The organism is Archangium sp. Cb G35, from assembly GCF_001896145.1.
Lineage (GTDB): Bacteria > Myxococcota > Myxococcia > Myxococcales > Myxococcaceae > Archangium > Archangium violaceum.
Genome location: NZ_MPOI01000003.1, coordinates 50,692 through 75,136, shown reverse-complemented (window position 1 = coordinate 75,136; position 24,445 = coordinate 50,692). Strand labels below are relative to the sequence as shown.

At 69.5% G+C, this 24,445-nt stretch carries 17 protein-coding genes; 9 read left to right on the top strand and 8 right to left on the bottom strand.

What is annotated here, in order from left to right:
• Positions 1–247 precede the first annotated feature (247 nt).
• From BO221_RS10830 to BO221_RS10815, 4 genes are all read left to right on the top strand, one after another.
• Complete coding sequence (locus BO221_RS10830) at positions 248–1,039, top strand: SDR family oxidoreductase (protein ID WP_073560354.1); 792 nt, start codon at positions 248–250, stop codon at positions 1,037–1,039.
• Positions 1,040–1,054: 15 nt separating this feature from the next.
• On the top strand, positions 1,055–1,846 hold the full coding sequence (locus BO221_RS10825) for a PhzF family phenazine biosynthesis protein (RefSeq protein WP_073560353.1): 792 nt from the start codon (positions 1,055–1,057) through the stop codon (positions 1,844–1,846).
• A 423-nt stretch (positions 1,847–2,269) separates the two neighbouring features.
• Entirely contained in the window at positions 2,270–3,514 is a 1,245-nt protein-coding gene (locus BO221_RS10820) for an exonuclease SbcCD subunit D C-terminal domain-containing protein (protein ID WP_073560352.1), read from the top strand.
• Positions 3,511–7,296, top strand: coding sequence for an AAA family ATPase (locus BO221_RS10815; RefSeq protein ID WP_073560351.1), 3,786 nt, complete (start codon positions 3,511–3,513; stop codon positions 7,294–7,296). Before BO221_RS10820 ends, BO221_RS10815 begins: the two co-directional genes overlap by 4 nt.
• 4 nt (positions 7,297–7,300) lie before the next feature.
• On the opposite strand, the gene BO221_RS10810 is transcribed toward BO221_RS10815, so the two are convergent.
• A complete protein-coding gene (locus tag BO221_RS10810; protein WP_233165898.1) occupies positions 7,301–8,134 on the bottom strand; it encodes a TIGR02266 family protein in 834 nt (277 codons plus the stop codon).
• 283 nt (positions 8,135–8,417) lie between these two features.
• On the opposite strand from BO221_RS10810, the gene cglD reads away from it, so the two are divergent.
• Complete coding sequence (cglD, locus tag BO221_RS10805) at positions 8,418–11,747, top strand: adventurous gliding motility lipoprotein CglD (protein WP_073560350.1); 3,330 nt, start codon at positions 8,418–8,420, stop codon at positions 11,745–11,747.
• Positions 11,748–11,830: 83 nt separating this feature from the next.
• Here cglD and BO221_RS10800 read toward each other — a convergent pair whose 3' ends face one another.
• Positions 11,831–12,574: an SAM-dependent methyltransferase gene (locus BO221_RS10800; RefSeq protein ID WP_073560349.1), complete on the bottom strand. Its 744-nt coding sequence runs from the start codon at positions 12,572–12,574 to the stop codon at positions 11,831–11,833.
• 125 nt (positions 12,575–12,699) lie between these two features.
• Between BO221_RS10800 and BO221_RS10795 the strand changes: the two genes are divergently transcribed.
• The gene (locus tag BO221_RS10795; RefSeq protein ID WP_073560348.1) at positions 12,700–13,449 is read left to right on the top strand and encodes a YceI family protein; all 750 of its coding nucleotides are present in this window, start codon (positions 12,700–12,702) and stop codon (positions 13,447–13,449) included.
• Positions 13,450–13,530: 81 nt separating this feature from the next.
• On the opposite strand, the gene BO221_RS10790 is transcribed toward BO221_RS10795, so the two are convergent.
• From BO221_RS10790 to BO221_RS10765, 6 genes are all read right to left on the bottom strand, one after another.
• The gene (locus BO221_RS10790) at positions 13,531–13,914 is read right to left on the bottom strand and encodes a DUF2914 domain-containing protein (protein WP_073560347.1); all 384 of its coding nucleotides are present in this window, start codon (positions 13,912–13,914) and stop codon (positions 13,531–13,533) included.
• 26 nt (positions 13,915–13,940) lie between these two features.
• Entirely contained in the window at positions 13,941–17,276 is a 3,336-nt protein-coding gene (locus BO221_RS10785) for an adenylate/guanylate cyclase domain-containing protein (RefSeq protein WP_073560346.1), read from the bottom strand.
• 107 nt (positions 17,277–17,383) lie between these two features.
• Positions 17,384–19,141, bottom strand: coding sequence for a M14 family zinc carboxypeptidase (locus BO221_RS10780; RefSeq protein ID WP_073560345.1), 1,758 nt, complete (start codon positions 19,139–19,141; stop codon positions 17,384–17,386).
• Positions 19,142–19,189: 48 nt separating this feature from the next.
• Entirely contained in the window at positions 19,190–19,744 is a 555-nt protein-coding gene (locus tag BO221_RS10775; RefSeq protein WP_073560787.1) for a hypothetical protein, read from the bottom strand.
• A gap of 40 nt (positions 19,745–19,784) precedes the next feature.
• Entirely contained in the window at positions 19,785–20,078 is a 294-nt protein-coding gene (locus BO221_RS55420) for a hypothetical protein (protein ID WP_198956110.1), read from the bottom strand.
• 299 nt (positions 20,079–20,377) lie between these two features.
• The gene (locus BO221_RS10765; RefSeq protein ID WP_073560344.1) at positions 20,378–21,313 is read right to left on the bottom strand and encodes an MBL fold metallo-hydrolase; all 936 of its coding nucleotides are present in this window, start codon (positions 21,311–21,313) and stop codon (positions 20,378–20,380) included.
• 557 nt (positions 21,314–21,870) lie between these two features.
• On the opposite strand from BO221_RS10765, the gene BO221_RS10760 reads away from it, so the two are divergent.
• The 3 genes from BO221_RS10760 (at position 21,871) to BO221_RS10750 (ending at position 24,388) form a co-directional block, all read left to right on the top strand.
• On the top strand, positions 21,871–22,665 hold the full coding sequence (locus tag BO221_RS10760) for a NusA N-terminal domain-containing protein (protein ID WP_073560343.1): 795 nt from the start codon (positions 21,871–21,873) through the stop codon (positions 22,663–22,665).
• Positions 22,666–22,807: 142 nt separating this feature from the next.
• The gene (locus BO221_RS10755; protein WP_073560342.1) at positions 22,808–23,206 is read left to right on the top strand and encodes a VOC family protein; all 399 of its coding nucleotides are present in this window, start codon (positions 22,808–22,810) and stop codon (positions 23,204–23,206) included.
• A gap of 123 nt (positions 23,207–23,329) precedes the next feature.
• Entirely contained in the window at positions 23,330–24,388 is a 1,059-nt protein-coding gene (locus BO221_RS10750) for a hypothetical protein (RefSeq protein ID WP_073560341.1), read from the top strand.
• Positions 24,389–24,445: the final 57 nt, after the last annotated feature.

Genomic DNA, 24,445 nt, shown 5'->3' with positions numbered 1-24,445 from the left:
CCAAGTGCCTGGAGTTCCTGGCTCGGACCCGCCCCGGGGCTGGAGGGGTTGGAACATGGGCGCGCGGGGGCTGTGTAAAGCGGCCATGCACTCCGGGAGCCAACCTCTGGGATTCCCTCTGGAAACCCGCCGTGCGCGGGCCTGTCCCGGAATGGGACACGCGGACGGGCGGGTGATCGGAAGCAGGACACCCCGCGAGGGTGGGGAGGCGCGCTCCCCGGCCGGAAGATGGTATGCCGTGGGTCATATGACTGCACCCGTGGCGCTCATCACCGGTGGCTCGCGAGGCGTGGGCCGCGCCCTCTCGTTGCGGCTCGCGAAGGCGGGCTACGACATCGTCTCCACCTACCGGCGTGACGCCGAGGCCGCCGCCGAGCTCACCCGGGAGGTGGAGGCGCTCGGCCGCCGCTGCCGTACCGTCATCGCGGATCAGCTCGAGCCGGCCAGTCTCCACGCGGCCTTCGATCTCATCCAGGAGGAGTTCGGCGGGCTGGACGTCTTCGTGGCCAATGCCGCCTCCACCGCCTTCACGCCGCTGATGCTGATGAAGCTGCACCAGATGGACAAGACCTTCAACGTCACGGTGAAGAGCTTCCTGCTGGGGGCCCAGCGCGCGGTGCCGCTGATGCAGGGCCGCAAGGGCCGCATCGTGGCGGTGTCCGGCATGGACTCGCGCATGCCGCTGCCCTTCCACGGCTTCCTCGGGGCGATGAAGGGCTCCATGGAAATCCTGGTGAAGTACCTGGCCGCCGAGCTGGCGTCCTCCGGCGTGCGCGTCAACGCCATCAACCCGGGCTACATCGACACGGACTCCAGCCGCTTCTACATGGGCGAGGCCTGGGAGGCGCTGGAGGCCAAGGTGAAGGACAGCGTGCCCGTGGGCTACGTGGCCAGCGCGGATGAGATCGCCAAGACGATTGAATGGCTGTGCTCCGAGGGTTCCTCGTACGTGAACGGCCAGACGCTGGTGGTGGATGGTGGCCTGGAGGTGAACTACGCCATGCAGTTCGCCAGCGCCCTCAACCAGTCCAGCAAGTAAAGGAAGAGGTCATCCATGCCCACCCGCCTGCGCCTCTACCAGGTCGATGCCTTCTCCTCCCAGGTCTTCGGCGGCAACCCCGCCGCGGTGTGTCCGCTCGACGCGTGGCTGCCGGACGAGATGCTCCAGGCGATCGCCGCGGAGAACAACCTCTCCGAGACGGCGTTCGTGCTGCGCGATGAGGTCCGCGGCTGGCAGATCCGCTGGTTCACCCCCTCGCAGGAGGTGGACCTGTGCGGTCATGCCACGCTGGCGGCGGCCTACATCCTCTTCACGCGGCTGGCGCCGGGACTGGAGCGGGCCCAGTTCAATTCGCGCTCGGGGCCGCTGGTGGTGACGCAGCAGGAGGGGGAGTGGATGGAGATGGACTTCCCCTCGCGGCCGCCGGAGCCGTGCGCGATACCGGAAGGGCTGGCGGAGGCCCTGGGCGCCGAGCCGCGGGAGACGCTGCTGTCGCGGGATCTGCTGGCCGTCTTCGACACGGAGGAGCAGGTGAGGGCGCTGGCCCCGGACATGGCGAAGCTGGCGCAACTGGAGTTCTTCGCGGTGACGGCGACGGCGAGGGGCTCGGAGGCGGACTTCGTCTCGCGCTTCTTCGCGCCGCGGGTGGGAGTGCCGGAGGATCCGGTGACGGGCTCGGCGCACTGCACGCTGGTGCCCTACTGGGCCCAGAAGCTGGGCAAGCGGCAGTTGCTGGCGCACCAGATTTCCCACCGGGGCGGCGTGCTCCAGTGCGAGGACCGCGGCGAGCGCGTGGGCATCTCCGGCCAGGCCGTGCTGTACCTCGAGGGCCACATCACCCTGTGAGACTCCCTCTCCCTCTGGGAGAGGGTTGGGGTGAGGGTCTGCTCCACTTGTCACCGGTGACAAGTGAAACGAGGCACCCGCATTCCACTTCTCATCGATGAGAACCGGAATGGGAGGGGTGCATTCCACTTGTCACCGGTGACAAGTGAAACGAGGCACCCGCATTCCACTTCTCATCGATGAGAAGTGAAACGAGGGGGGTGCATTCCACTTGTCGCCGGCGACAAGTGAAACGGCTCGGGCCGCCGCGCGGCATTTTTTACAGGCTGCCCCCGCCCTGCTGCCGATGGATCCGCCATGTAGGTGTATGCCCGGGATTGGCGCGGCGTCCCCTAGCGGGCACACTGCGCGCCGCCTGAACGTGCGAGCAGGGCGGGGACCCGCCCCACCCCCTCGCAGCGGACACAGGAGGGGATGGGTCGGATGCGCCTGCTGCACACGTCGGACTGGCACCTGGGACACACGTTGTACGACACCTCTCGCGAGGCCGAGCACGCGGCCTTCCTCGAGTGGCTGCTCGACACGCTCGAGACCCAGAAGGTGGATGCGCTCCTGGTGGCCGGCGACATCTTCGACACCGCCAACCCCAGTGCCGAGGCCCAGGCCGCCTGGTACCGCTTCGTCGCCCAGGCCCGCATCCGGTGCCCCAAGCTCGACGTCGTCGTCATCGGCGGCAACCATGACTCGGCGGCCCGGCTGGATGCGCCAGACCCCCTCTTCGCCGCGCTCGATGTGCGCGTGGTGGGCGGCCTGCCCAAGGCCCGGGGCTCGTTGGACCTGGATCGTCTGCTGGTGCCGCTGAAGAACGCCCAGGGCAAGGTGGGTGCGTGGGTGGCGGCCGTGCCGTACCTGCGCCCCGCGGATCTGCCGCTCGTCTCCGAGGAGGCGGGGGACAAGCTCATCGAGGGGGTGCGCTCGGTGTACGCCGAGGTGCTGGAGGGCGCGCGGGCGAAGCGCAAGCCGAACCAGGCGCTCGTGGCCATGGGCCACTGCTACATGGTGGGCACCGAGCTGTCGGCGCTCAGTGAGCGCAAGATTCTCGGTGGCAACCAGCACGCGCTCCCGGTGGACCTCTTCCCCGAGGACATGGCGTACGCGGCGCTCGGCCACCTGCACAAGGCGCAGCGCGTGGGCGGGCGCGAGGGCGTGCGCTACAGCGGCTCGCCCATTCCCCTGTCGCTCTCCGAGGCCAGCTACGCGCACCAGGTGCTGCTGGTGGAATTGGACGGTGCGCAGCTCTCCTCCGTGCGGCCGCTGCACGTGCCGCGCCGGGTGGAAATCGAGCGCGTGCCCAAGCGCGACGCGGCCACGCTGGATGATGTGGTGCAGATGTTGGAGGCCCTGCCCCCGTTGGAGGAGGGCACGCCCGACTGGCGGCGCCCCTACCTGGAGGTGTGCGTCGCGCTGCCCCGCCCCGAGCCCGCGCTGCGCCGCCGGGTGGAGGCCGCGCTCGAGGGCAAGGCCGCGCGGTTGGTGAAGCTCACTCCCGCCTATACCGGCAGCGGCCACACGCTCGCGGACGCGCGGCCGGGGGTCTCCCTCAAGGAGCGCACTCCCGAGGACGTCTTCCGGGCCCGCTACGCGCGCGACTACACCGAGCCCCTGGAGCCCGTGCTGCTCGAGGCCTTCCACTCGCTGCTCACCCAGGTACAGGAGGACGCGTCATGAGGATTCTCGCCATTCGTGGCTGCAACCTGACGAGTCTCGCGGGTGACTTCGCGCTGGAGCTGGATCAACCGCCGCTCGACAAGATGGGGCTGTTCGCCATCACCGGTGCCACCGGCGCGGGCAAGAGCACGCTGCTGGATGCCATGTGCCTGGCCCTCTTCGACCGCACCCCCCGGCTGGGCGAGCGCGGTGGTGTCCCCGTGGGGCGCGCCGACGAGGACGAGGAAGCGCGGCTGATGGCCAACGACGTGCGCGGCATGCTGCGGCGCGGAGCGGGCGAGGGCTTCGCGGAGGTGGACTTCCTGGGCAAGGACGGCCGGCGCTACCGCGCGCGCTGGTCCGTGTGGCGGGCGCGCAAGCTCGCCGAGGGCCGTTTCCGGCCGCAGGAGATGAGCCTCACCGACGTGGCCAGCCAGCAGCAGTTCGGGCGCACCAAGTCCGAGGTGCTCAAGGCGATTGAAGAGCGGCTGGGGCTGTCCTTCGACCAGTTCCGGCGCTCGGCGCTGCTGGCGCAGAACGAGTTCGCCGCCTTCCTGCGCGCGGACGCCAACGAGCGCGCGGAGCTGCTGGAGCGGATGACGGGCACGGAGGTGTACAGCCGGGTGTCCATGGCCGCGCACCAGCGCCACAAGGAGGTGCAGGAGGAGCTGTCCAAGCTGGAGCAGGGCGTGGCGGCCATTGCCCGGCTGTCCGACGAGGAGCGCTCGGCGGCGGAGGCGCAGCGCGCGCGGGAGGAAGCGGCGCTGGGCGAGGCGCAAGCGGCACAGACGCGGGCCGAGCAGGCGCTGCTCTGGTACACGGAGCGGGCGCGGTTGGTGGCGCAGGAGGCCGATGCGGAGCAGTCGCGCCAGCGCGCGGTCCAGGCGCTGGAGGCCGCGGAGCCCCGGAAGGCGGAGCTGGAGCGGGTGCGCGCGGCGGAGGTGCTGCGGGCGCCGCTGAACCGGGTGGACGAGGCGTCCCGGAGTCTCGTGGAGGCGGAAGCGGCGCTGGCGGCGCGGCGCGCGGAGGTGGAAGCGGCACGGGCCTCGGCACAGGTGTGCGAGGAGGCGAGGGCGAAGGCGGAGGCACGGAAGACCGCGGCGGAGGAGGCGGAGACGGCCGCGCGCCCGGCGCTGGAAGAAGCGCTGAAGCTGGACGCGGAACTGGCACGCGCGCGGAGCGATGAGCAGGAGGCCGCGCGCAAGCTGGAGTCCGCCCGCGAGTCCGAGCGCGTGGCGCGGGAAGCACTGGAGCGGGTGGCCCGGGAAGAGGAGGCCGCGCGCGCGGAGCAGAAGGCGGCGGAGGCGTGGCTCGGCGAGAACAAGCGCCTGGAGGCGATGGCCCGAGAGTGGCCCCGCTGGGAGGCGGAGCTCCTCCGCTACGGCCGCGCGGCCCAGGACGAGACGAAGGCGCGCAACGCCCTCGAGCAGGTGCGGTCGCGGTCTGGAGCGCTGCGCGCGGAGGCCGAGCGTCGCGGAGGGGAGAAGCGCGAGGCGGACGCGGCCCTGGAGGAGGCGAAGGCCCGGGTGGCCAGCGCCGAGGCCGCACAGGGCAAGGAGGCCGGTGCGGAGCGGCGGGCCCGTCGTGTGGAACTGCAGTCCCGGCAGGAGGGTTTGCGGGCGTTGACGGACGCGCGCAAGGGCGCGAGCGAGGCGGCCCGGGCGGAGCAGGAGGCGGCCGAGGAGGCCGGCAAGGCCCGGGCGGAGCAGGCGTCCGCGACGGCCGAGGCCGACGCCGCGAAGGGGCGCCGCCTCGAGCGGGAAGCCGCGCTGAAGGAGGCTCGCCGGGCATCCGCCGAGGCGCGGGCGACGTTGGACCTCGCGGAGCACCGTGCGGAGCTGCGGGAGGGCCAGCCCTGTCCGCTCTGTGGTGCCACCGAGCATCCCTACCGGCGGACGGGGACGGCGCTGGAGGGGCTCGCCACGAAGGCGCGGGCGCGGGTGGAGGAACTGGAGGGAGAGGTCGCGCAGGTGACGCGGGCGGAGGCCGAGGCCAGTGCGCGCGCGGCGGCGGCGGGCCCTCGTGCGGAGCAGGCGGAGGCGCGGAGAGAGGTCGCGGCGCGGCGGCGTGTGCAGCAACGCGCGGCCTGGAGCGACTCCCGCGCGAAACTCGGGGGGGCGCTGCCTTCCGAGGACGTGGAGGCCGAGGGACTCGAGGCCTGGCTGGAGGCGGCGCTCGCGGAGGTGAAGGCGCGGCAGGCCGGGCTGAACGCGGAGGAGGAGGCAGCGGAGAAGCTGGAGCGTGTGGCGAAGGAGGCTCGCGTGGCGCTCACCGCCGCGCTCGAGCGCCAGGAGGGGGTGGAGAAGGCCGTGCGTGAGGCGGAGGAGGCGCTGCGCCAGAACACGGACGCCGAGACCGCCGCCGGGCGTGAGGTGGAGCAGGCCGCGCGCATCCGTCAGGAGGTGTTGGAGGTGCTGGCGGTGCCCTTCAAGGAGCTGCCGCGCTGGCAGGAGTCGCTGTCCGCGAAGCCGGTCGACTTCCGTGCGCACTGCGCGAAGCGGGTGGCGGAGTGGAACACTCGCGAGCAGGCCTTGAAGGACGCGGAGGCGCGCGTCGCGCAGGCCCGGGACAAGCGGACGCCGGCGGAAACGGCGGCCGGCGTGCAGCACGCGCTCACCGAGAGCTGCGCCCAGGCGCTCTCCGGGGCACAGGAGGCGCTGCGGGAGAAGCAGGCCGCGCGCGGGTCGGTGCTCGGCGGACGTCCCACCGCCGAGGTGCGTGAGGCGCTCCAACGGGAGTTGAAGGAAGCCGCCCAGGCCTTCGAGTCCGTTCGAGATGGGGCCGAGAAGGCGAAGCGGGATGCCGCCACCGCGGCCGCGCGTGTCGAGGACGCGAAGCGGGTCCATGCCTCCACGGGAACGGCCAGGGCCGAGGCCGAGGCGGCGCTCTCTGCGTTGCTGTCCGCGCGGAGCCTCACGCTGGAGGCCGCGCGTCTCCTGCTCGCGAGGGATGCCGCCTGGTGCGAGGCCGAGGAGCGTGCGCTGTCGGCCCTTCGTCAGGCGCATGAGCACGCGCAGGCCGTGCGGATGGAGCGCCAGACGCAGCGCACCCGCCACGAGGCCTCCGGTCTCCCTTCCATCCCCGAGGAGGATGCCCCCGCCGTCTGCAAGGAGGCCCGCGCGGATACCGAGGCCCGGCGTCAGGCCGTCGCCACGTTGAAGGCCCGGCTCGACCAGGACGATGAGGCCCGCCGCCGCCACGGGGAGCAGGCCCGCCTCCTGGAGGAGAAGCAACGCGCCAGCGGCGTGTGGCGCACCCTCAGCGAGCTCATCGGCTCGCACGATGGCCGCAAGTTCAAGGTGTTCGCCCAGAGCCTCACCCTGGACGCGCTCCTGCATTACGCCAACGCACACCTCGAGGAGCTCGCCCCGCGCTACCGCCTCATGCGCGTGCCGAAGTACGACCTGGATTTGCAGGTGGTGGATGGGGACATGGGTGACGAGGTGCGGGGTGTCTCCAGCCTCTCGGGCGGAGAGAGCTTCCTCGTCTCCCTGGCGCTCGCGTTGGGGCTCGCCTCGCTCTCGTCGGAGACGACGCAGGTGGAGACGCTCTTCATCGACGAGGGCTTCGGCACCCTGGACCCGGAGACCCTGGAGATGGCGCTGGCCACGCTCGATGCGCTCCAGGCCACGGGCCGGCAGGTGGGCATCATCTCCCACGTGTCCGGGCTCGCCGAGCGCATTGGCGCGCAGGTGCGCGTGGTGAAGCAGGGGGCCGGACGCAGCCGGCTCGTCGTGGTGGGCGAGCCGGGACTCCTGGTCCCGGTGGCTTCCGAGCCACGGCCCACGGCGTCGGTGGGGTAGGGCGTCAGCTCGCCGGGGAGCTGGCGAGACTCGCCAGGTAGCGGTCCAGCGTCTCGGCGAAGGTGGGGTCGTCGTTGAGGAAGGCGAGCCCCACGCCGCCCTTGTACGGGTCATCCACCACGTGCACCACCAGCGCGTCTCCCTGCAGGCGCTCGCCGTTGGGCAGCTTCACCTGGACCGTCACCACGCTGTCCACGGGGGGCCGGTGCGCCGTGCGCACGAAGAGGCCGCCGTTGGAGATGTTCGTCGCGTGCTCCCGCACGAAGTCCAGCTCCGTGCGGAACACCATGTCCAGCTTCACCGCGAAGCGGCGCCCCAGTCGCTGCGTGTCGAACGTCTCGTAGGCGCGGGAGGACTCCTGGGCCGTCTCTTGCGCCGGAGCGGGCTCGGCGGCCACCTCCGGCGTGGCTGCTTTCGGGGGCTCGGCCGGCGCGGGCGTGGCCGCGGCTTTGTTCCCCTGGGCGAAGAAGTCGATGGGGACGGAGGCGGGCCCCGGGGGCGGCCCTTCCGGAACGGGCTCCCGCACGGCGAGCTGCTGCAGGTGTCCGTGCAGGACGATGGCGGCGGCTTCGAAGTCCTCCAACTGGTGGGTGTCCGGGCCGGTGAGCGAGTCCTTGCGGAATGCGTCGCGAGACGCCTTGGGCAGGCGCCACAGCTCCACCAGCGTGCCCCCACTCTCTTCCACCTGCTGGGTCAGTTCCTCGAGGGCGGTGCGCGGGTAGCTGGGGACCTCCAGTTTCACTTCCAGGGTGGCTTCGGCTTCCCGCAAGGCCACGACGATGCCTGGCGGTTTCGGCGAGGGCAGCAATGCCCCCAGCCCCTCCACCAGCTCTCTCACCCGCTCCGCACGGGCTGAGCCATTCCACAACGCCGCGAGACCGAACACAGGCACGTCGACGGACAATAGCCGAGCCCGCCCGGGGGTGGGTCAACCATCGTGCATTTCCCGTCACTGAACGCTCCGCGGGCAGGCGAGCACAAGGGGAGGGGCCACCGGGAGGCGGTTCGTCCTGGCTCGGGCATGCCGGGCCCTGCGCCTAGACACCCACCTGGGCAACGGAGGGCCGCGTTCCCAGCTTGGCGGACTGTTTTTCTCCCCATTTCCCCCGGTGTTGACCGCCATGAGTACTCCCTCCCGGTTGCTCGCGGCCGTGTTGCTCGTGTCCGCGTTTGTCTCAGGCTGTGGTGGAACCGACGTGGTCCATGACCCCCCACCGGGTGGTGGACAGTCCGAGGAGCCTGTTGACGAGGTGCCTCGGCCGCCCCCACCTCCGCCTCCACCGTTGCCCACGGAGGAGGATCCGTTCGGAGAGCCTCCGGGCCCGGTCAACCCCACCAACGCGTTGATCGACACCGACTGTGACGGCCTCACGGACGAGGAGGAGCACGGCAACGTCTACCCCGGTGGACTGAGGACTGATCCGGGCCGGTGGGACACCGACGGCGATGGCGTGCGTGATGGTGTCGAGGTGGGCCGTACCACCACCGTCAACAAGAGCGCGGAGTGCCAGGCCCGCTTCATCGCGAGCGCGGATCCATCCCGGGCCTCCAGGATGAATCCGACCGTCGCGGACTCGGACGGCGATGGGCTGAAGGATGGCCTGGAGGACCGCAACTACAACGGCAAGCTGGAAGCGGGCGAGACGGATCCCGTCAACCCCGACACGGATGGGGATGGACTGAAGGACGGTGTGGAGGATGCCAACCAGAACACCGTGGTGGACTTCGGCGAGACGGATCCGCGCAAGCGGGACACGGACGCGGATGGCCTCTCGGACTCCACCGAGCTGAACGTCACCCGGACGGAAGCGCTCAAGGCCGACACCGATGGTGACTCGTGCATGGACGGGGCCGAGGATCGCAACGGCAATGGCGTGAAGGACCCGGGTGAGACCGACCCGAAGAACGGCTCCGACTGCGGTGGCAGGACCAGCACCCAGGACACGGACGGCGATGGCCTGCCGGACGAGATAGAGGACACCAACGGCAACGGAGCCAGGGACGCGTCCGAGACCGACTTCCGTCGTGCGGACACGGACGGAGATGGCCTGCTGGACGGTGTGGAGGACCGGAACCACAACGGCGTGGTGGACTCCAGCGAGAGCGATCCGCGGGTGAAGGACACGGACTGCGACGGCCTGCTCGACGGCGCGGACCAGGGTGGCTTCAAGGGCGAGGACACCAACGGCAACGGCCTGCGCGACGTGGGCGAGACGGACCCCACCCAGCGCGACACGGACGGGGATGGCTTGTTGGATGGCGTGGAGCGCGGCATTCCCGCGGGCTCGGCGCCCATCACCACCTGTGGCTACCCGGGTGACGCGAACCCGGGAACCTCCACGGATCCACTCAACCCCGATTCCGACGGTGACGGCATCGCCGACGGTGCCGAGGACTCGAACCAGAACGGCCAGAAGGATCCGGGCGAGTTGGATCCCCGCGACGGCTCCGATGGTGCCGCGAACACGCCGGCCGGCCAGGCCTGCGCGGCGGGCAACCTGCGGGAGGTCGTCTTCAAGGAGGACAGCGGCGGGGACATCCGTCTGGCGCTCCGGCCCTCCTTCACGGAGGTGAAGCAGCTCGTCCTCGGCGGCAAGGGCCGGGGCTTCATCGGCTACGACGACACGAACAAGGTGGCCTTCATCGCCTACAAGCGGGGCCAGGCGGGTTCCTCCACCACGGTGGTGGGGGACGAGCTGTTCGTGCGTGGCCAGTTCTCCCCATCGGTGACTGCGGGCACCACGCAGACCTTCACCACGTGGGATGGCCACCCCGCGCTGCAGGCCTTCTACGACCAGGGGGCCACCACCAACCTGCGCGACTACGCCAACGCGGTGGCCAACCAGCTCGTGGGCGCGGGCGCCGGGACGCTCACGGGCGGCTCGGGCGTGAGCGGGGGCTACAAGATTCAAGCGCAGTACGTCCACCGCTCCAACGCGAGCGTGCTGGTGGTGCTGGCCATCACGCCGGCGAGTCTCTACAAGGCCCCGGGGCTCTTCGTCATGGGAGACACCGCGGGCGGCACGGCGCTGGCCCAGTTCGGTGACGCGGACGCGGTGCAGTGCGAGACCTTCACCACGGGCAACGGCATGGCCGACTTCCTCTTCGTGGTGGACGACAGCGGCTCCATGCAGACCTCGCAGGGCGCCCTGGGCGATGCCGCCGCGGCCGTGGCCAACCGGCTGGGCAACTCGCAGCTCGACTGGCGCATTGCCATGGTGACCACGTCGTACACCCAGCCGGACTACACGTGGCCCAACCGCGATGTGTTCCGCGGCTTCACGCGCAACATCGACCAGTTCAAGGCGTGGCTGCAGCAGGGCGCGAGGTGCCCGGACCCCACGCAGTACTGCTGGGTGGACATCAATGGTGCCAGCGAGGAGCGCTCCCTGGAGGGCGCGCGCGTGGCGGTGGACTACATGACCCGAGCCAGCACGCCCGCGGACAAGAAGTACCGCCCGGGTGCCCGGCTCGTGGTCATCCTCCTCACGGACGTGCGAGACCAGCCCGACTCCGTCCCGGTCAGCACGTACATCGACTACTTCAAGGGGGCCAACCCCACCGGTGGGCTCATCCAGATGCACGGCATCATCTGTGACCCGGCCGGCGGCGACTGCTATCCGGGCGAGCCCTCCGCCAACCCGCGGCACCTGGACGTCATCCAGGCCACCGGCGGCATCGTGGGCAGCATCCGCAGCACCACGTCCATCCAGAACGCCATCAACACCATCGTGGACAGCGTTATCGCCTCCACGGGCTACCGGACGCTCAAGCCGCCCATTGGCGCCTCGGTGCGGGTGGCGCTGGAGTCGGTGCAGAACCCCGCGGCGTGCACGGCGAACGATCTGCCCCGTGGCCGGACGAACGGCTTCGACGTGGATGGCATCAGTGGGGCGCTGTCCTTCTACGGCGCCTGCCGCCCGGCCTCCGCGGGGGCGACGAAGGCCGCCGTTTCCTACCGCTACTGGAGCGACCTCACGCCCAACAAGGACGGCAATCCGCCGCCCTGCTCGACGGACACGGGCTATTACGACCCATCGGCTCCGGACTTCTGCAAGGGCAACCTCACGTGCAACCGGCAGACGAACCGGTGCGAGTGCCCCTCGGACTGCGGCGGAGGGGGCGCACCGGGCCAGGTGTGCAACACCAGCAAGGACGTGTGTGACTTCACGTGCACGGCGGATTGCGGTGGCACCTGTGGCGGCTACCAGACGTGCAACACGTCCACGTGCACCTGCCAGTGCATGGCGAGCGCCACGTGCGCGCCGGGCTTCACGTTCGACCCGGCGGCCTGCGCGTGCGTCTGTGACACGGCGGCGCTCAACTGCGGCTCCACCTACCAGGCCGACGCCAACGCTTGTGCCTGTGTCTGCAAGGACGACTGTGGCGGCTGCCCGGCGGGGACGGAATGCAGGCAGAGCCTCTGCCGGTGTGATCCCAAGCTGAACTGAGCGTTCCTCGGGGCATGGCCCCCACAGGGGCTCGGTACCGGGCCGGAGCCGCGGAAGTCCCAGCGGTCTCCGGCCCTCGTGTTTCAGGGCTTCGCCGCCACGCCCCCATTCATGTAGGGGCCCACGCTGGCGGGCGTCTCCGGGTTGCGCCAGACGGCGACGGGCTGGATGCCGTCCTCGGTGAGCCGCCACGGGCCGAGCACCGCCTCGAGCTGCGCCGGGGTGCGCATGTGGAAGTTGGGCCCCATCATCCGCACCAGCTCCGGGTGCTCCAGGGCCTTGGTGCTGTCGCAGTCGAAGGCGAGGTAGCTGCCCGGCGGCGCCAGGTCATGGAGCTTCTGGAACGAGTCGCGGACCTGCTCGTCGGTCATGAAGGCCTCGACGCCCACCACGATGATGCCGAGCCGGCGCAGGGGGCCGAGCACCTGCCGCAGGACGCCCAGGTCGAGCGTGGACAGGTCCGTGGCGTCGCACCGGATGTAGCCCGTGCCCGGCACGCCGGCGAGGATGCGCTGGCCCAGCGCGACGTTGGAGTCGTCGATGTCCGTGTACAGCACGCGCGCCCCGGGCACCGTCTCGTGGACATTGCCCTGGGTGGGCAGGCCGGCGCCCAGCACGAGGAACTGGTCCACGCCCTGGGCCTGGATGTAGCGCGAGACGCGTCCGATGAAGTCTCGCAGCGCGCGGAACACCGGGCGGAAGTCCTTGAAGACGACCTCGAAGGCTTGCGCCGCCGCCACGTCGACGGGGTAGTGGTGACTGCCTCCGAGCCAGTAGTCCATCATCCGGCCCGTGTTGGGCGCCGTCGGCTCCGCTTCGTGACCCATCGCTTCCTCCCTCTCCCGCCATGCGGGACGGCGTCACCATAGCCGACGGGAAAGGGAGGTGACGGGGCTGCTAGACTCCTCCGCTCCGGGCTTCCGGATCCTTCCCCTTGTCACGGAGTTCATCCATGCACCACCGATTCCCCCTCGTGCTGGCCGCGACGCTTCTTGGCGCGGCCTCCCTCTCCGCTTGCGGCACCACCCCCGCCGAGGACCGCGAGCGCATCACCTTCCCCGCCCGGGACGACTTCCCGGGCCTGGGTGACATGGAGTCCCTCTCGTCCCTCTCGCGCACCTATACGTTCGACCCGGGCCTGGAGAGCAGCCACCTCTTCGTGCAGATCTTCAGCGCCTCGCTCGGGCATGACCACGTGGTGCGCGCCACGGACTGGTGGGGCTCGCTTGCCTTCGACCCGTCGAACCTGTCCGCGTGCGCGGTGTCGGTGACGGTGCAGGTGGAGGGGCTCGACCCCGAGCGTGACGAGATGCGCGACCTGACGGGCCAGGAGCGCGTCTCCCGGGCCGACCGGGAGCAGATCCGCGATCACCTGCGCGCCAGCGAGCAGCTGAACCTGGACGAGCACAAGAGCATCGAGTTCACCTCGAAGTCCTGCGCGCTCACCGGCGAGAAGGGCCAGGACGGGCGCTCGGTGGTGGCGGTGACGGGGGACTTGAAGCTGCGCGGCGCCACCCGGGAGGTGGTGCTTCCCCTGGAGGTGGCGGTGGACGAGGAGCGCGTGGCGGCCCGGGGCGTGCTGACCACGCGCCACTCGGACTTCGGCTTCGAGCCCTATTCGATGATGGGCGGGCTCTTCAAGAACAAGGACGAGCTCTACTTCGTCGTCGACGTGCGCGGCCAGCGTGTGACGGGCAAGTGAGAGGGTGAAGCGTCTTCGGGGCGCCCCATGCTCCCCTGGAGGCAACGAGGGGAGCGGGGGCACCCCGGGTGCGGCGGGGTGTTACTGGACGGTGACCTGGAAGCTGGCGGTGGCCAGCTCGGCGCCGTCCGCGCCCACCACCTTGGCCGTCCAGGCGCCGCTGTCACCCTCGCGGAAGGTGCGGTAGGCGTGCGTGCGGTACGACGCGCGGGGCACCTTCAGCTCCGTCTTGGAGACCTCCTTGCCGTCCTTGGACCAGACGACGTTCACGACGCCGGGCTCAACGCCGGTGAGCCTGGTGGCGGCGTAGATGCGGGTGTTCGGGGCCACGGTGAAGCTGTCGGAGGCGCCGGTGATCTCATACTTCTCCACGCCGGTGCCGATCTTCACGGTGGCCTCGGCGGAGTAGGCGGTGGTGGCGAGCAGCAGGGTGGGCAGCAGGAGCTTCAGGGCAGTCTTGAGCATGGTTGTGTCCTCGGTGAGAGGAACACCTACGCTAGTTCATCCCCCTGACGCGTCGAGCTTTCGGTGTGGCGGCCGGCCTCCTCCAGGAGTGTGCGGTGCGCGGAGATGGCGAGGAACGAGCGCCGCAGTCCCTCGTCCTGGAGCTTCCCGGCCCGCTCCTGGAGTTGTCGGTGGGCCGTCTCCAGGACCCGGGCTGCGCGGGTGTCCTCGTGGCCGCTCAGGACGCGGAAGCACGTGAGCCACATCCCGAAGGGCTCCTCCACGCCCTGGAGCGAGCCCTGCTCCAGGTGAGAGAGGAGCTCCTCGGCGTACCCGAGGGCCTGCTGCTGCTCGCCGGCCGCCAGCGCGACGGCGGCCAGGCCGGAGACGGACTCCATCTCCAGGTGCCGCATCCGCGTCTCCACCCGGATTCTGCGGGCCTGCTGGAAGGACTCCTGGGCCTCGGGCAGGCGCTCCAGGGTGAGCAGCACGTGGCCCCGGGCCATCCAGGCATAACCCTGGTTGCGGGGGCTGCCGATCTCCTGGGCGATGCGCAGGGCCTGCTCGGCGCTCTCGAGCGCTGCGGGCTCGTCGCCCAGGTGGTGGTGGACGAGCGCCAGCGTGCAGTGGTCCACGCACTCCCAGAAGCGGTAGCCGATGACGCGGCTGAACTGGAGGGTCTGCTCGAGCTCGGTCCGGGCTCCGGTGAAGTCACCCAGGCTCTTGCGCACGTACCCCAGGTGCCGCAGGGCGGAGAACTCCAGCCAGCGGTTGCCCATGGCCCGGCAGAAGGGGAGCACCCGGAGGATGTAGCCGAGGCTCGGCCCCAGGTCCCCCATCTCGTTGAGGGTGGCGCTGAGGTTGAGGATGCTCTCCACCTCCAGCTGCTCGAGCCGCGCGGATTCGGCGAGCGCCAGGCTGCGCTCGAACTGGGTCCGGGCGCCCTCGAAATCACCCTGGTGGTGGCGCAGCATGCGTCCCCAGCGCAGGTGGCCGAGCGCCTCGCTGGCCACGTCTCCCGTCTTCTGGGCCAGCCGGATGGCCTTGCGCACCGCCTCCACGCCCTCGGTGATTTCGCCGATCTCCGTGGCGTAGAGGGCACGGCGCAGGGCCACCTCGGTCTGCCGCCGATCATCGGCGAGCAGCTCGGCCAGCGCCTCCATCAGCTCCAGGTCCAACCGCTGGGCCTGCCGCTCGCCGAGCACGCCGTGGACCTTCTCGAGCGCGGCCACGATGGCGTAGCGCTCGGGGAGGTCCGCCTCGGACGTCACGTCCAGGGCCCGGTCCAGGAAGGCACGGGCCTCCGCGTTGGCGAAGAGGGACAGTGCCTCCTCGCCCGCGCGCCGCAGGTAGACGGCGGCCCGGGCGCCCTGGCCGGAGGCCTCCAGGTGGTCGGCGATGAGTCCGAGGTGCTCCCGGGAGCGCTCGCCACCGCGGGCCAGCAGCCACTCGGCGATGCGTCCATGGAATGCGCGCCGCTCGCGCTTGAGCACCGTGTCGTAGGTGACCTCGCGCACGATGGCGTGCTTGAAGATGTACTCGCGCGTCCCGGAGAAGGCGGGGTTGGACTGCTCGAAGATGAGCTCGCGCTCCTGGAGGGCGGCCAGGGCCTGGTGGATGGGGATGGGGGGCTCCTCGCCCTGTCCCATCCGCTCGAGCGCCTCGTCCCAGAAGAGGCGTCCCACCACCGAGGCGCGCTGGAGGACGTCGCGCTCGTGGGCGGGGAGGCTGTCCAGGCGGGCCTGGAGGACGCCGCTCAACGTGGAGGGCACCTTGAGCGAGGTGAGCCTGCGGGGCTCGACGCGCCAGTGCTCGCCCTCGGCGAGGATGACACCCTCCTCGAGCAGCATCTGGATGAGCTCCTCGAGGTAGAAGGGATTGCCCTCGGCGCGGGAGACCACGAGCTCGTGGAGGGCCGGGGGGATGGACTCCACCTTGCGCAGCAGCTCCGCCACGAGCACCTGGCTGTCCTGCTGGGAGAGGGGGCGCAGCTCGAGCCGGGTGTGGTGGAGGGCGGTGGCCCACTGGGGGCGCCGCTCGAAGAACTCCGGCCGCGCGGTGCACAGCACGAGCAGCCGCTCCGGGGCGAGCGTCTGGAGCAGGCGCTCCAGCAGGTCCAACGCGCTGTCATCCGCCCAATGGATGTCCTCGAGGAAGAGGACCATGGGCTCGCGGCTCAGCAGGGCGCGGAAGTACTCGCTGAGGGCGGCGAGGCCGCGGGCCCGGAGGCCCTGCTCGTCCAGGGGCGTGCCCTTCAACAGGGGGCTGTCGCTGAAGTCGAAGCCGATGAGCGAGCCGGCGAGGTGGGCGCGGTAGCGGCTGGAGGTTTCCGGGCCGAGCGCCTCGAAGAAGCTCTCCTCCAGGCGGGCGCGCACCACGCTGGGCAGATCGCTCTCCTGCACCTGGAGGTGGAAGGAGAACAAATCCCTGAGCAGGGCGTTGGGGTGCCTGCGCATCTCCGGGCTGGCGCGGCCGCGCAGGCAGAGGGGAGGCGAGGGCAGCGATTCGAGCCACGTCTCGAACTCGCCGAGCAGCCGGGACTTGCCGATGCCCGCCTCGCCGGTGAGGGTGACGCGCTGGCAGCCGTCACCGGAGAGCGCGGTGGACAGGGCGGAGCGCAGCTGGCGCGACTCCTCCTCGCGTCCCACCAGCCGGGCCCAGATGCCGTCCAGACCGCGTCCCTGGCGGTGGAAGCTGCGGGGCCGGGCGGCCGTCACCCGGTACACCTGGAGCGGCTCCTGCTTGCCCTTGAGCCGGAGGGGTTGCTGGGGCTCGGCATCGAAGGCCCCGCTCACGTGGCGGTGCGTGGAGTGGGAGATGAGGATGCCGCCCTCGGGCGAGGCCTGCTCCAGGCGGCTGGCGGTGTTGACGGTGTCCCCCATCACCGTGAGCTCCCCGAGCGTGCCCACCACCCCGAGGAGGACGGGGCCGGTGTGGATGCCGATGCGCATGCGCAGGCCCTCGGGGGGGCCGGCCAGGAAGGAGTCGAGCTGGGCCTGGATGTCCAGGGCGGCGTGGATGGCCTGCTCGGCGTCGTCCTCGCGCGCGCCGTCCGCGCCCCAGAGCGCCATCACGGCGTCTCCGATGTGTTTGTCGATGCGGCCCCCGTGCCGGACGATGGCGGCGTCCACGCGCGCCCAGAGCTGGTTCATCAGCTCGCTGACGTCCTCTGGGTCCATCTGCTCGCTGAGGGAGGTGAAGCCGCACAGGTCGCCGAAGAGCACCGTGACGTGCCGGCGCTCCAGGGGAACGCGGGAGGCGAGGGCCGCGAGCCGAGCGCGCAAGGCCGCCAGGGCGGCCTCGGTGGCCTCCTGGCCCAGCATGGGGCGCTGGGCCTCCAGCAGGGCCATGGCCTGCTCGAGCAGGTCGCGTTCCTTGATCATCGTCCTCCCGGAGCCGGCATGGGCCTTATTTCACCACATGCTCGGCGATCGACCCATCACGATAACGGGGGGCTCCGGGGTGTGCCACCTACACGGAGTGAGAGGCGTCAGCGCGCCGGTTTGAGGCCGGCGGGGGCCGAGTCGGTGCGGAAGACGGGGTAGAGGTTGAAGCGGGTGTCGTGGGCGGGGTGGCGCTCGTAGAAGAAGCGCAGGCGGGCGCGCGGGTTACGGGCGAACTCCGGGTCTTTCAGCTTCTCCTCCCAGGCGGCCTTCACGGAGGCGTCGCGGGCGAGCAGCTCGCGCGCGAAGGGCTCCAGCACGTAGTCCTCGACGTACTCCTTCTGCTCGAAGTGGTTGTTGAAGAAGCCCCAGGAGAGGAACGAGTCCGGCCCGAGCGGCTCGAGCATGTGCGCCAGCAGGGGGACATTCGTCTGCGTGGCGGGCACGTAGAGCGTGCCGGCGGGGAGTGGCCGGGTCTCCTTCGTCCACTGGCCCTTCACGGAGAGGCCCTGGCGGCCCTCGACGGAGGCGGGGCGGAACCTGGCCTCGGTGGCGCGGAACACCTCCACCTGGGCGGAGGGGACGTTCTGGCCGAGCCGCTGGAAGCGCAGGCCGTGTGTGGTGAGCTTCTCCGCCACCCAGCCCGCGTGCGCGGGGGGAACCAGGTAGCCGCCTGCGGGCAGCGACGCGGTGAGGACGGGGCGGAGCTCCTCGTAATAGGGAATGGTCCACACCTGGGGCTTCGAGTCGTCGTAGCGGATCCACGGCTGGGTGGTGAGCTCGGAGGGGGTGCGCTCGTAGGCGTAGCCGCGGAAGGCGAAGGGGCGGCTCTTGTCCGTGTTGTCCCAGGAGAGCACCACCTCGCGGACCTTGCCGGAGGTGGCCTCGGTGTCGGCGGCCTTCACGGCGGACAGGAGGGCCTGGGCGTCGCGGGCGGTGAGGCGCAGCAGGCCCTCGAGCACGTGGCGCGTGGTGGCCACGCGGTGTGCGTAGGGCTTCCAGGAGTGGGTCTCCACCAGCACGCCGTAGCGCCGGTGGGCGGCCCAGTACTGGTGGCTGAAGCGGGGGGGTGACACGCCGTAGCTCACCCCCGAGGTGGGGTCATCGTCCTCGCGGAAGGATGGGTAGAAGGGGAGGGGCAGGTGTTGTTTGGACGCCAGCTCGGTGAGGAGCTCCTCGAGCAGCTTCGCGCCGAGGGTGCGCATCGCCTCCGGGCCCACCTTCTGGGGCTCCATCTGCACGCTCACGTCGTGCTCGAACTTGGCGCCGTCGGTGACGTGCAGGTCCACGTAGAAGAGCGGGTTCCAGGAGTGGAGCAGCTTGAGCAGCGCCACCATTTCGGGGGCATCGGCCTTCACGTAGTCGCGGTTGAGGTTGAGGTTCTGCCCGGTGACGCGCCAGCCCATCTCCTCGGGGCCCACCTGGTTGGGGCGGTGGTTGGGGCCGAAGTGCTCGTGGCCATCCACGTTGAAGACGGGGACGAAGACGGCCGTCACCTGCTTGAGCACGCCGGGCAGGGCCTTGCCGTCGAGCAAGTCTCGCAGCAGCCAGAAGCCGGCGTCCTTGCCGTCGATTTCTCCGGCGTGGATGCCGCCCTGGAAGAGGACGACGGGGCGGCCCTTCTTGGAGGCGGCGGCGGGGGTGAGGGTGCCATCCGCGCTGGCCACGAGGGCGAGCATGGGGCGGCCCTCGGGCGTTGTGCCGAAGGTGTCGCAGCGCACCTTGCCGGGGTAGCGCTGGGGGAAGGCGCGGCAGAGGGACTCCACCTCCGCGTAGCGGCCGGTGCGAGTCCAGCCGCTCTGCTCGGCGACGGTGGTGAGGGGAGCCTGGTGGAGGGTGAGTGCGAGGAGGACGGGCAGGAGCATGGCACCCCCCTCACAGCACACCGTCCGCCCTCCCTCAACCCTGGAGCGTCATCCCGGCTCCCCGGTCATGGGCAGGGGGTAGAGTGCACGGTGGTTGATGAGCCGATGGTAGAGCGCGACGTGGTACTTGCCCGAGATGGAGATGAAGGCATTTCTGGGGGGCTCGGGCTGGCTTTGAAGCCAGGCAATCGCCGCCTCGCGTGTGCTGAAGGAAGCCACCGGAGTCGTAGGGCCGCGGCGTGCGAGCTCCTCGAGGTAGTGCTCGATGACGGGCAGCTTGAGCAGGCCGCGGATGTCATGCTCACGGCGGTACGCAACGAGGTGGTATTCATCCGCAATCAGGATGTGGGCGCCATGGGGCGGCTCGGAGTGCTTCCTGAGCCAGGTATCCGCTTCCTCGCGTGTTTTGAAGGCAGCCACCGCGTAGGGGGGGTCTTCCTTGCCATGCTGGAGATAATCCTCGAACGAGAGGATTCGGCCGGTCTCCGAGATGAACATCAGTGCCGCGGCGGCGATCCTGAAGAGCTCCTTCTCCTCAGGGGATGGCGTGTTGTGGAGGGTTCGTCCAAGAAGACCCTGGACGTCTTGGAAAAGTCTATCCATGTCCATGGCATGACCGCCTTTGTGGCACGGGTGGGAGGACTCAAGAAGCAACGAGGAGAACGGGGGCGAGAATGACGCTGCCCGCTGCGGCGGAAACCACCACGAAGGCCACTCCTGCGATGACGACGGTGCTTCCCACCAGGAGCGTTTGGCGGTGGCGCTTCAACCAGTCGATGGCTTCATCCATGGCCGAAAACTCCTGGGGACGGAGTTTTTCCAGCTCCTTGCAGTCCAGATAGGGTGGCATGCATTGCTTGTTACAGTAGTCCGCTCGTCCCCCGAGTCCGCGGTTGTGCTCGTACTGATTGTAATCTGGTGGAACGGGGCGCTTCATGCACTCCTATGGCAATCCACGAGTTCCTGGTCACAGTCACGTTGACGGCCTGAGACGAGCACGATGGCGCCAGGTGCACTGAATGTTCTTGGCCCGTGCCTGTAGGGCGAAAGATCAACCTCCTCCGCACGTTGCCAGTCATGGGTTGCCTGACCTCGGGGTGACTCCTTGATGGTGAGCACGAAGTGGGAGAGCGCTTCGGTATCGGCAGGAGCGGTGGGGCGGACGGCGGCACAAGAAATGAGCAGCACGCCGAGGCTCGCGGCAATGAGAGGGGCCGAGTTCATGGGTGGAGGACCTCAACTGCGGCGCACGGAGAGGCTCTCTCCCACGGCGAGCACGTGGAGTGGCTCGCGGGGTAGCTTCCGGCGGCCCCACTCGGCGTCCAGACGCTGGGGTGGCTCGTCCAGGGGCTCGTCGGTGAGCTTGAAGGTGCCCCAGTGCATGGCGAGGAAGCGCCGGGCCCCGAGGTCCTCGTAGGCTTGCACCGCCTGCTCGGGATTCATGTGCTGTTTCTCCATGAACCAGCCCGGGTCATACGCGCCAATGGGCAGCATGGCCGCGTCCAGGGCGGGGAAGCGCCGGCCGATTTCCGTGAAGCCGTCGAAGTACGCGGTGTCGCCCGAGTGGTAGACGCACGCGCTGGAGCCCTGCACCACGAAGCCGCCCCAGAGCGTCTCGTTGACGTCGTTGAGGCCGCGCCGGCTCCAGTGCTGGGCGGGGACGAAGTGCACCGTCACCGGACCCACCTGGGTGGAGCCCCACCAGTCCAATTCGGTGATGGGCGGCGAGCCGGGGCGGAAGTAGCGCGCCATGCCCAGTCCACTGACGACGGGCGCGCCCACCTGGCGCACGGTGGGCATGTCCAGGTGATCGAAGTGGTTGTGCGAGACGAGGGTGGCGGTGATGGGGGGCAGTTTCTCCATGGGCACGCCCGGGCCCACGTTGCGGCGGATGAAACCGGTGATGGTGTCGCGCAAGGCGGGGTCGATGAGCAGCGATACGCCATCGAGCTGCACCAGCCAGCTCGCGTGGCCCAGCCAGGTGAGGCGCGCGCCTTCGCCCACGGCGGGAGGCGTGGCCAGCGCGGTGAGGTCCGGCTCCACGCGGCGCACGGGTGCGGTGTCCGGGCTCTTGCGGCGCTTGCCGGCCAGCTTGTCTCCCACGGCCCACTTGAAGACGTTGCCGAGCGGGTGGGGGAGGCTGCCATCCAGGTTCTTGAAGCGCGCGGTCATGAAGCTCTCCCGTGGGCCTGGAGCGAAGAGGGGCCCGCCCTTGTCTTGTCCCGGTGCTGGCCTCGGATGCAAGGGCGATGTGGGAAACCGGTTCACGCGGTCACGGTCATGGTCACGCCCTCGCCGGTCGTCCGAATGCTCCACGGCGGGTATTTCGCGAGGAGTTCCGTACGGACAGAGCGTGTGCGGAGCGTCGCATCGTCACCGCGAGTACGCGGTCGCCTGGAAGGCCGCGACTTGTCGCTCCTCCGAATCGAGCATGCGCACTTCGTACGAGGCGCTCATTCCGTTCACGTTTGGAGACGTCGGCGCGCGTGGGTTGTAGATCACACCCCGCCTCCCAACTCCGTATCACCTCGTGAGAGCGATTCAATGAAGAGAACGCCGTTACTGTTGTGCTGCTGCGCCGTGCTGCTGGCGGCATGTCCTTTCCGTCGCTGTACCCCATCTCTGCACATGGCCACTGCCCGCGGTGCGCACGAGGTCTCCCTCGGTGCCGTCGAGCTCCCACAGTAGGTTCGTGCTTGAATCCCTCGGACTCAGGAAGTGAGAGGCGGATGTTTCACGGCGTGACGTTCGATGCGAGTCAAGATGCGTGGACCGCGAGAGTCGAAGTAGATGGGCGCATTGTTTATGAGGGGGACTATGCGTTTGATGTGGATGCCGCCTTGGGGCGTGAGGTCGCGCTTCTGAAGAACGGGTGGAGAGCTGAGAGGAATTTTCCAGACCTCGAACTGGCTGGGGTGTGTGGGCGAGTGGCCGAGCGACTGGACACTCTCCTCCAAACTGACAGTTGGCATGAGTGGGCGGCAGGTGTTGGTCTTTCGTCAGACGAGTTCCTGAGTCTCGTGGGAGCGAAGAGGGTTGGGGAGGCGGTGCCTGGAGTAGAGAAGCAGGGGAGTCAGGCCCAGGTGCTGGAACAACTGATTCAGGAAAAAGGCCTCAGCAGGAGCGCCGCCATTGCTGCTCTGGAGGACTTCATCCGCGCTGAAGCCCGGAAACACTACGGCGAGGGGCGGCGGCTGGAGGCCCGGTATGAGCCAGAGAAGGGAGTTGTGGAACTCTTTCAGCCCATGGTGGTCGTGCGCCAGATCACCGATCCGGCGGAGGCGCTGCACCAACTTCCCATCGATGAAGCGTGCAAGCACGGGCTGGAGGTGGAAGTTGGGGAGGAGATCGTCTTCCAGGTCTTTTACCGTGAGGAGGACAGTGCCACGGCCCGTGCACAGGATTTGAGTTGGGGGCGGCTGTTGAAGCTGAGTACACATGGAAACTTCATTGCGCCGCTGACGCCGGGCGCCCTGCGGGAGGGTATCCTCGAGCATCTCGGTGTCGCGCAGGGCGAGCGTTGACACGGGTCGGTCTTGGCTCGCGTAGTCTGGTGAGCATCATCGCAGCGAAGATTTTTTCGCGCGCTTGCCGATTCCATGCGTCATCATCCGTCGTCCGGATGCAGGACCCGTTATTCAACTCACCTTTCGACATAGGGACGTCATGAACAAGGAGATCATCTTCAACCTGCCGGTCAAGGATCTGGACAAATCCAAGGCCTTCTTTTCCGCTCTCGGCTTCAGCTTCAATCCACAATTCAGCAACGAGAGCGCGGCGTTCATGGTCATCGTGGATGGCAGCATTTCTGCCATGCTGACGACCGAAGCGTTCTTCAAGAGCCTCATCAACAAGCCCGTCGTGCAGGCGAAGGAGGCCAACGAGGTCGTCATCTGCCTGAGCTGTGAGAGCCGGGAAGAAGTGGACAGTCTGATCGCCAAGGCCGTCGCCGCCGGCGGCCGTACTCCGCATCCGCCCGAGGACCACGGCTTCATGTATGACCAGGGCTTCGAGGACCTCGACGGCCACCTGTGGAACCTGGTCTGGACGGCGCCGCAGGCCTGATGATGCGTGGTTTGAAGTCCTTGAGGTTCGCGGCAATTCTGAGCTGGGCAGCAAGGAATCTGCCCTGGGTCCCTGCCCTGGTTACACGGAGAATTCCGAAACGGCTGCCGAAAGGAGCAGGGAATGCCCTCCAGCGTGGTCTTCACCCCGGATGATACGGATTGGCGTCCGCCAGGAGCGGGACCGGGCCTGTTGCTGGATGTGCCCGGCACGGGCCCTTGGCTCCGGCGGCCGTCCTTCCATGTGGAGGCCACACCCGTGTACCGCCTGCGGGTCAGCAGCGGAGGCCTGCCGCTGCTCTGGTTGCGCATCGACGAGTGGTGGAGCTTCTGCGGCTTCCTTCGGGGGCACGCCCTCGCTCCCGGGGTGATTCCCCCGTTGCCGGTGGCCGAGGTGCGAGGCATTCCGCACGAGCCGGGTACGTCCGCCTGGTGGGAGTCCTGGACCTGGCAGATGGCGCGAGCGCTCGCGCAGTCGCCCCAGCCGGTGCTCCACGTGGGCCGCTGGTGCCTGCGGCCCCTCCAGGCCGTGACGCGCCGCGAGTCCGCCCCCTATCCCTGCGTCCCGAGCGGCCTGACAGGCGGACCGGCCGATCCCCCGCACTCGCTCGAGGGCGTCCTACGTTGGGAGCGGTTCTGGGTGGAAGAATGGTCCTCGGGTGGACCGCCGGGGGATGACTCGGTGAGCAGCGGGGCCGTGCTGCCGCTGCGCGCTCCCTCCGCCGCGGAGGATGGCCGGGTGAAAAGCTGGCGCAAGCACGCTCGCTCGGGGACGTTGCCTCCGGCGCTGCTGCTCTACCTGGAGATCGCCGGGAAGTGGCTGGTGCTCGATGGGCATGACCGCCTGCACGCGGCCCTGCTCGAGGGCGTCCCACCGCCCCTGCTGGGGCTCTGGCCCGTGTTCGAGAAAACGGTACCGGAGGACCCTGTCCGGCGCGAGGGGGTCCAACTCTCGGTGGAAGTGCAGTTGCGCTCCAAGACGGCGCCGGAGGTCATCGACCGGGCCAACCGCGCGCTGGTGCGGGAGTTCAGGGGACTCCGGCGTGCCGCCGTCACACGGACGTGGCTCCTGCCGGGTGGAGCCGAGGCCTGGCGCTTGGACGTGCTCTCCTGGCGCCGGCAGCACCCCCTCGTGGCGAAGGAGGGGGACTGGGACTGGTTCGTGTCCCCCCGGCTCGGTTGAGGCCGCGAGGACGTAGGCACCCCTTCTTGAATGATGTACGCCTTGCAACGGCGGGGC

Bases quoted from the DNA above. Each gene is read 5' to 3' on its own strand.
- BO221_RS10790 (WP_073560347.1), bottom strand. From the start codon at position 13,914: ATGCTCAAGACTGCCCTGAAGCTCCTGCTGCCCACCCTGCTGCTCGCC.
- BO221_RS10785 (WP_073560346.1), bottom strand. From the start codon at position 17,276: ATGATCAAGGAACGCGACCTGCTCGAGCAGGCCATGGCCCTGCTGGAG.
- BO221_RS10780 (WP_073560345.1), bottom strand. From the start codon at position 19,141: ATGCTCCTGCCCGTCCTCCTCGCACTCACCCTCCACCAGGCTCCCCTC.
- BO221_RS10755 (WP_073560342.1), top strand. From the start codon at position 22,808: ATGAACAAGGAGATCATCTTCAACCTGCCGGTCAAGGATCTGGACAAA.
- BO221_RS10800 (WP_073560349.1), bottom strand. From the start codon at position 12,574: ATGGGTCACGAAGCGGAGCCGACGGCGCCCAACACGGGCCGGATGATG.
- BO221_RS10795 (WP_073560348.1), top strand. From the start codon at position 12,700: ATGCACCACCGATTCCCCCTCGTGCTGGCCGCGACGCTTCTTGGCGCG.
- BO221_RS10750 (WP_073560341.1), top strand. From the start codon at position 23,330: ATGCCCTCCAGCGTGGTCTTCACCCCGGATGATACGGATTGGCGTCCG.
- BO221_RS55420 (WP_198956110.1), bottom strand. From the start codon at position 20,078: ATGAAGCGCCCCGTTCCACCAGATTACAATCAGTACGAGCACAACCGC.
- BO221_RS10815 (WP_073560351.1), top strand. From the start codon at position 3,511: ATGAGGATTCTCGCCATTCGTGGCTGCAACCTGACGAGTCTCGCGGGT.
- BO221_RS10820 (WP_073560352.1), top strand. From the start codon at position 2,270: ATGCGCCTGCTGCACACGTCGGACTGGCACCTGGGACACACGTTGTAC.
- BO221_RS10825 (WP_073560353.1), top strand. From the start codon at position 1,055: ATGCCCACCCGCCTGCGCCTCTACCAGGTCGATGCCTTCTCCTCCCAG.
- cglD (WP_073560350.1), top strand. From the start codon at position 8,418: ATGAGTACTCCCTCCCGGTTGCTCGCGGCCGTGTTGCTCGTGTCCGCG.
- BO221_RS10765 (WP_073560344.1), bottom strand. From the start codon at position 21,313: ATGACCGCGCGCTTCAAGAACCTGGATGGCAGCCTCCCCCACCCGCTC.
- BO221_RS10830 (WP_073560354.1), top strand. From the start codon at position 248: ATGACTGCACCCGTGGCGCTCATCACCGGTGGCTCGCGAGGCGTGGGC.
- BO221_RS10775 (WP_073560787.1), bottom strand. From the start codon at position 19,744: ATGGATAGACTTTTCCAAGACGTCCAGGGTCTTCTTGGACGAACCCTC.
- BO221_RS10760 (WP_073560343.1), top strand. From the start codon at position 21,871: ATGTTTCACGGCGTGACGTTCGATGCGAGTCAAGATGCGTGGACCGCG.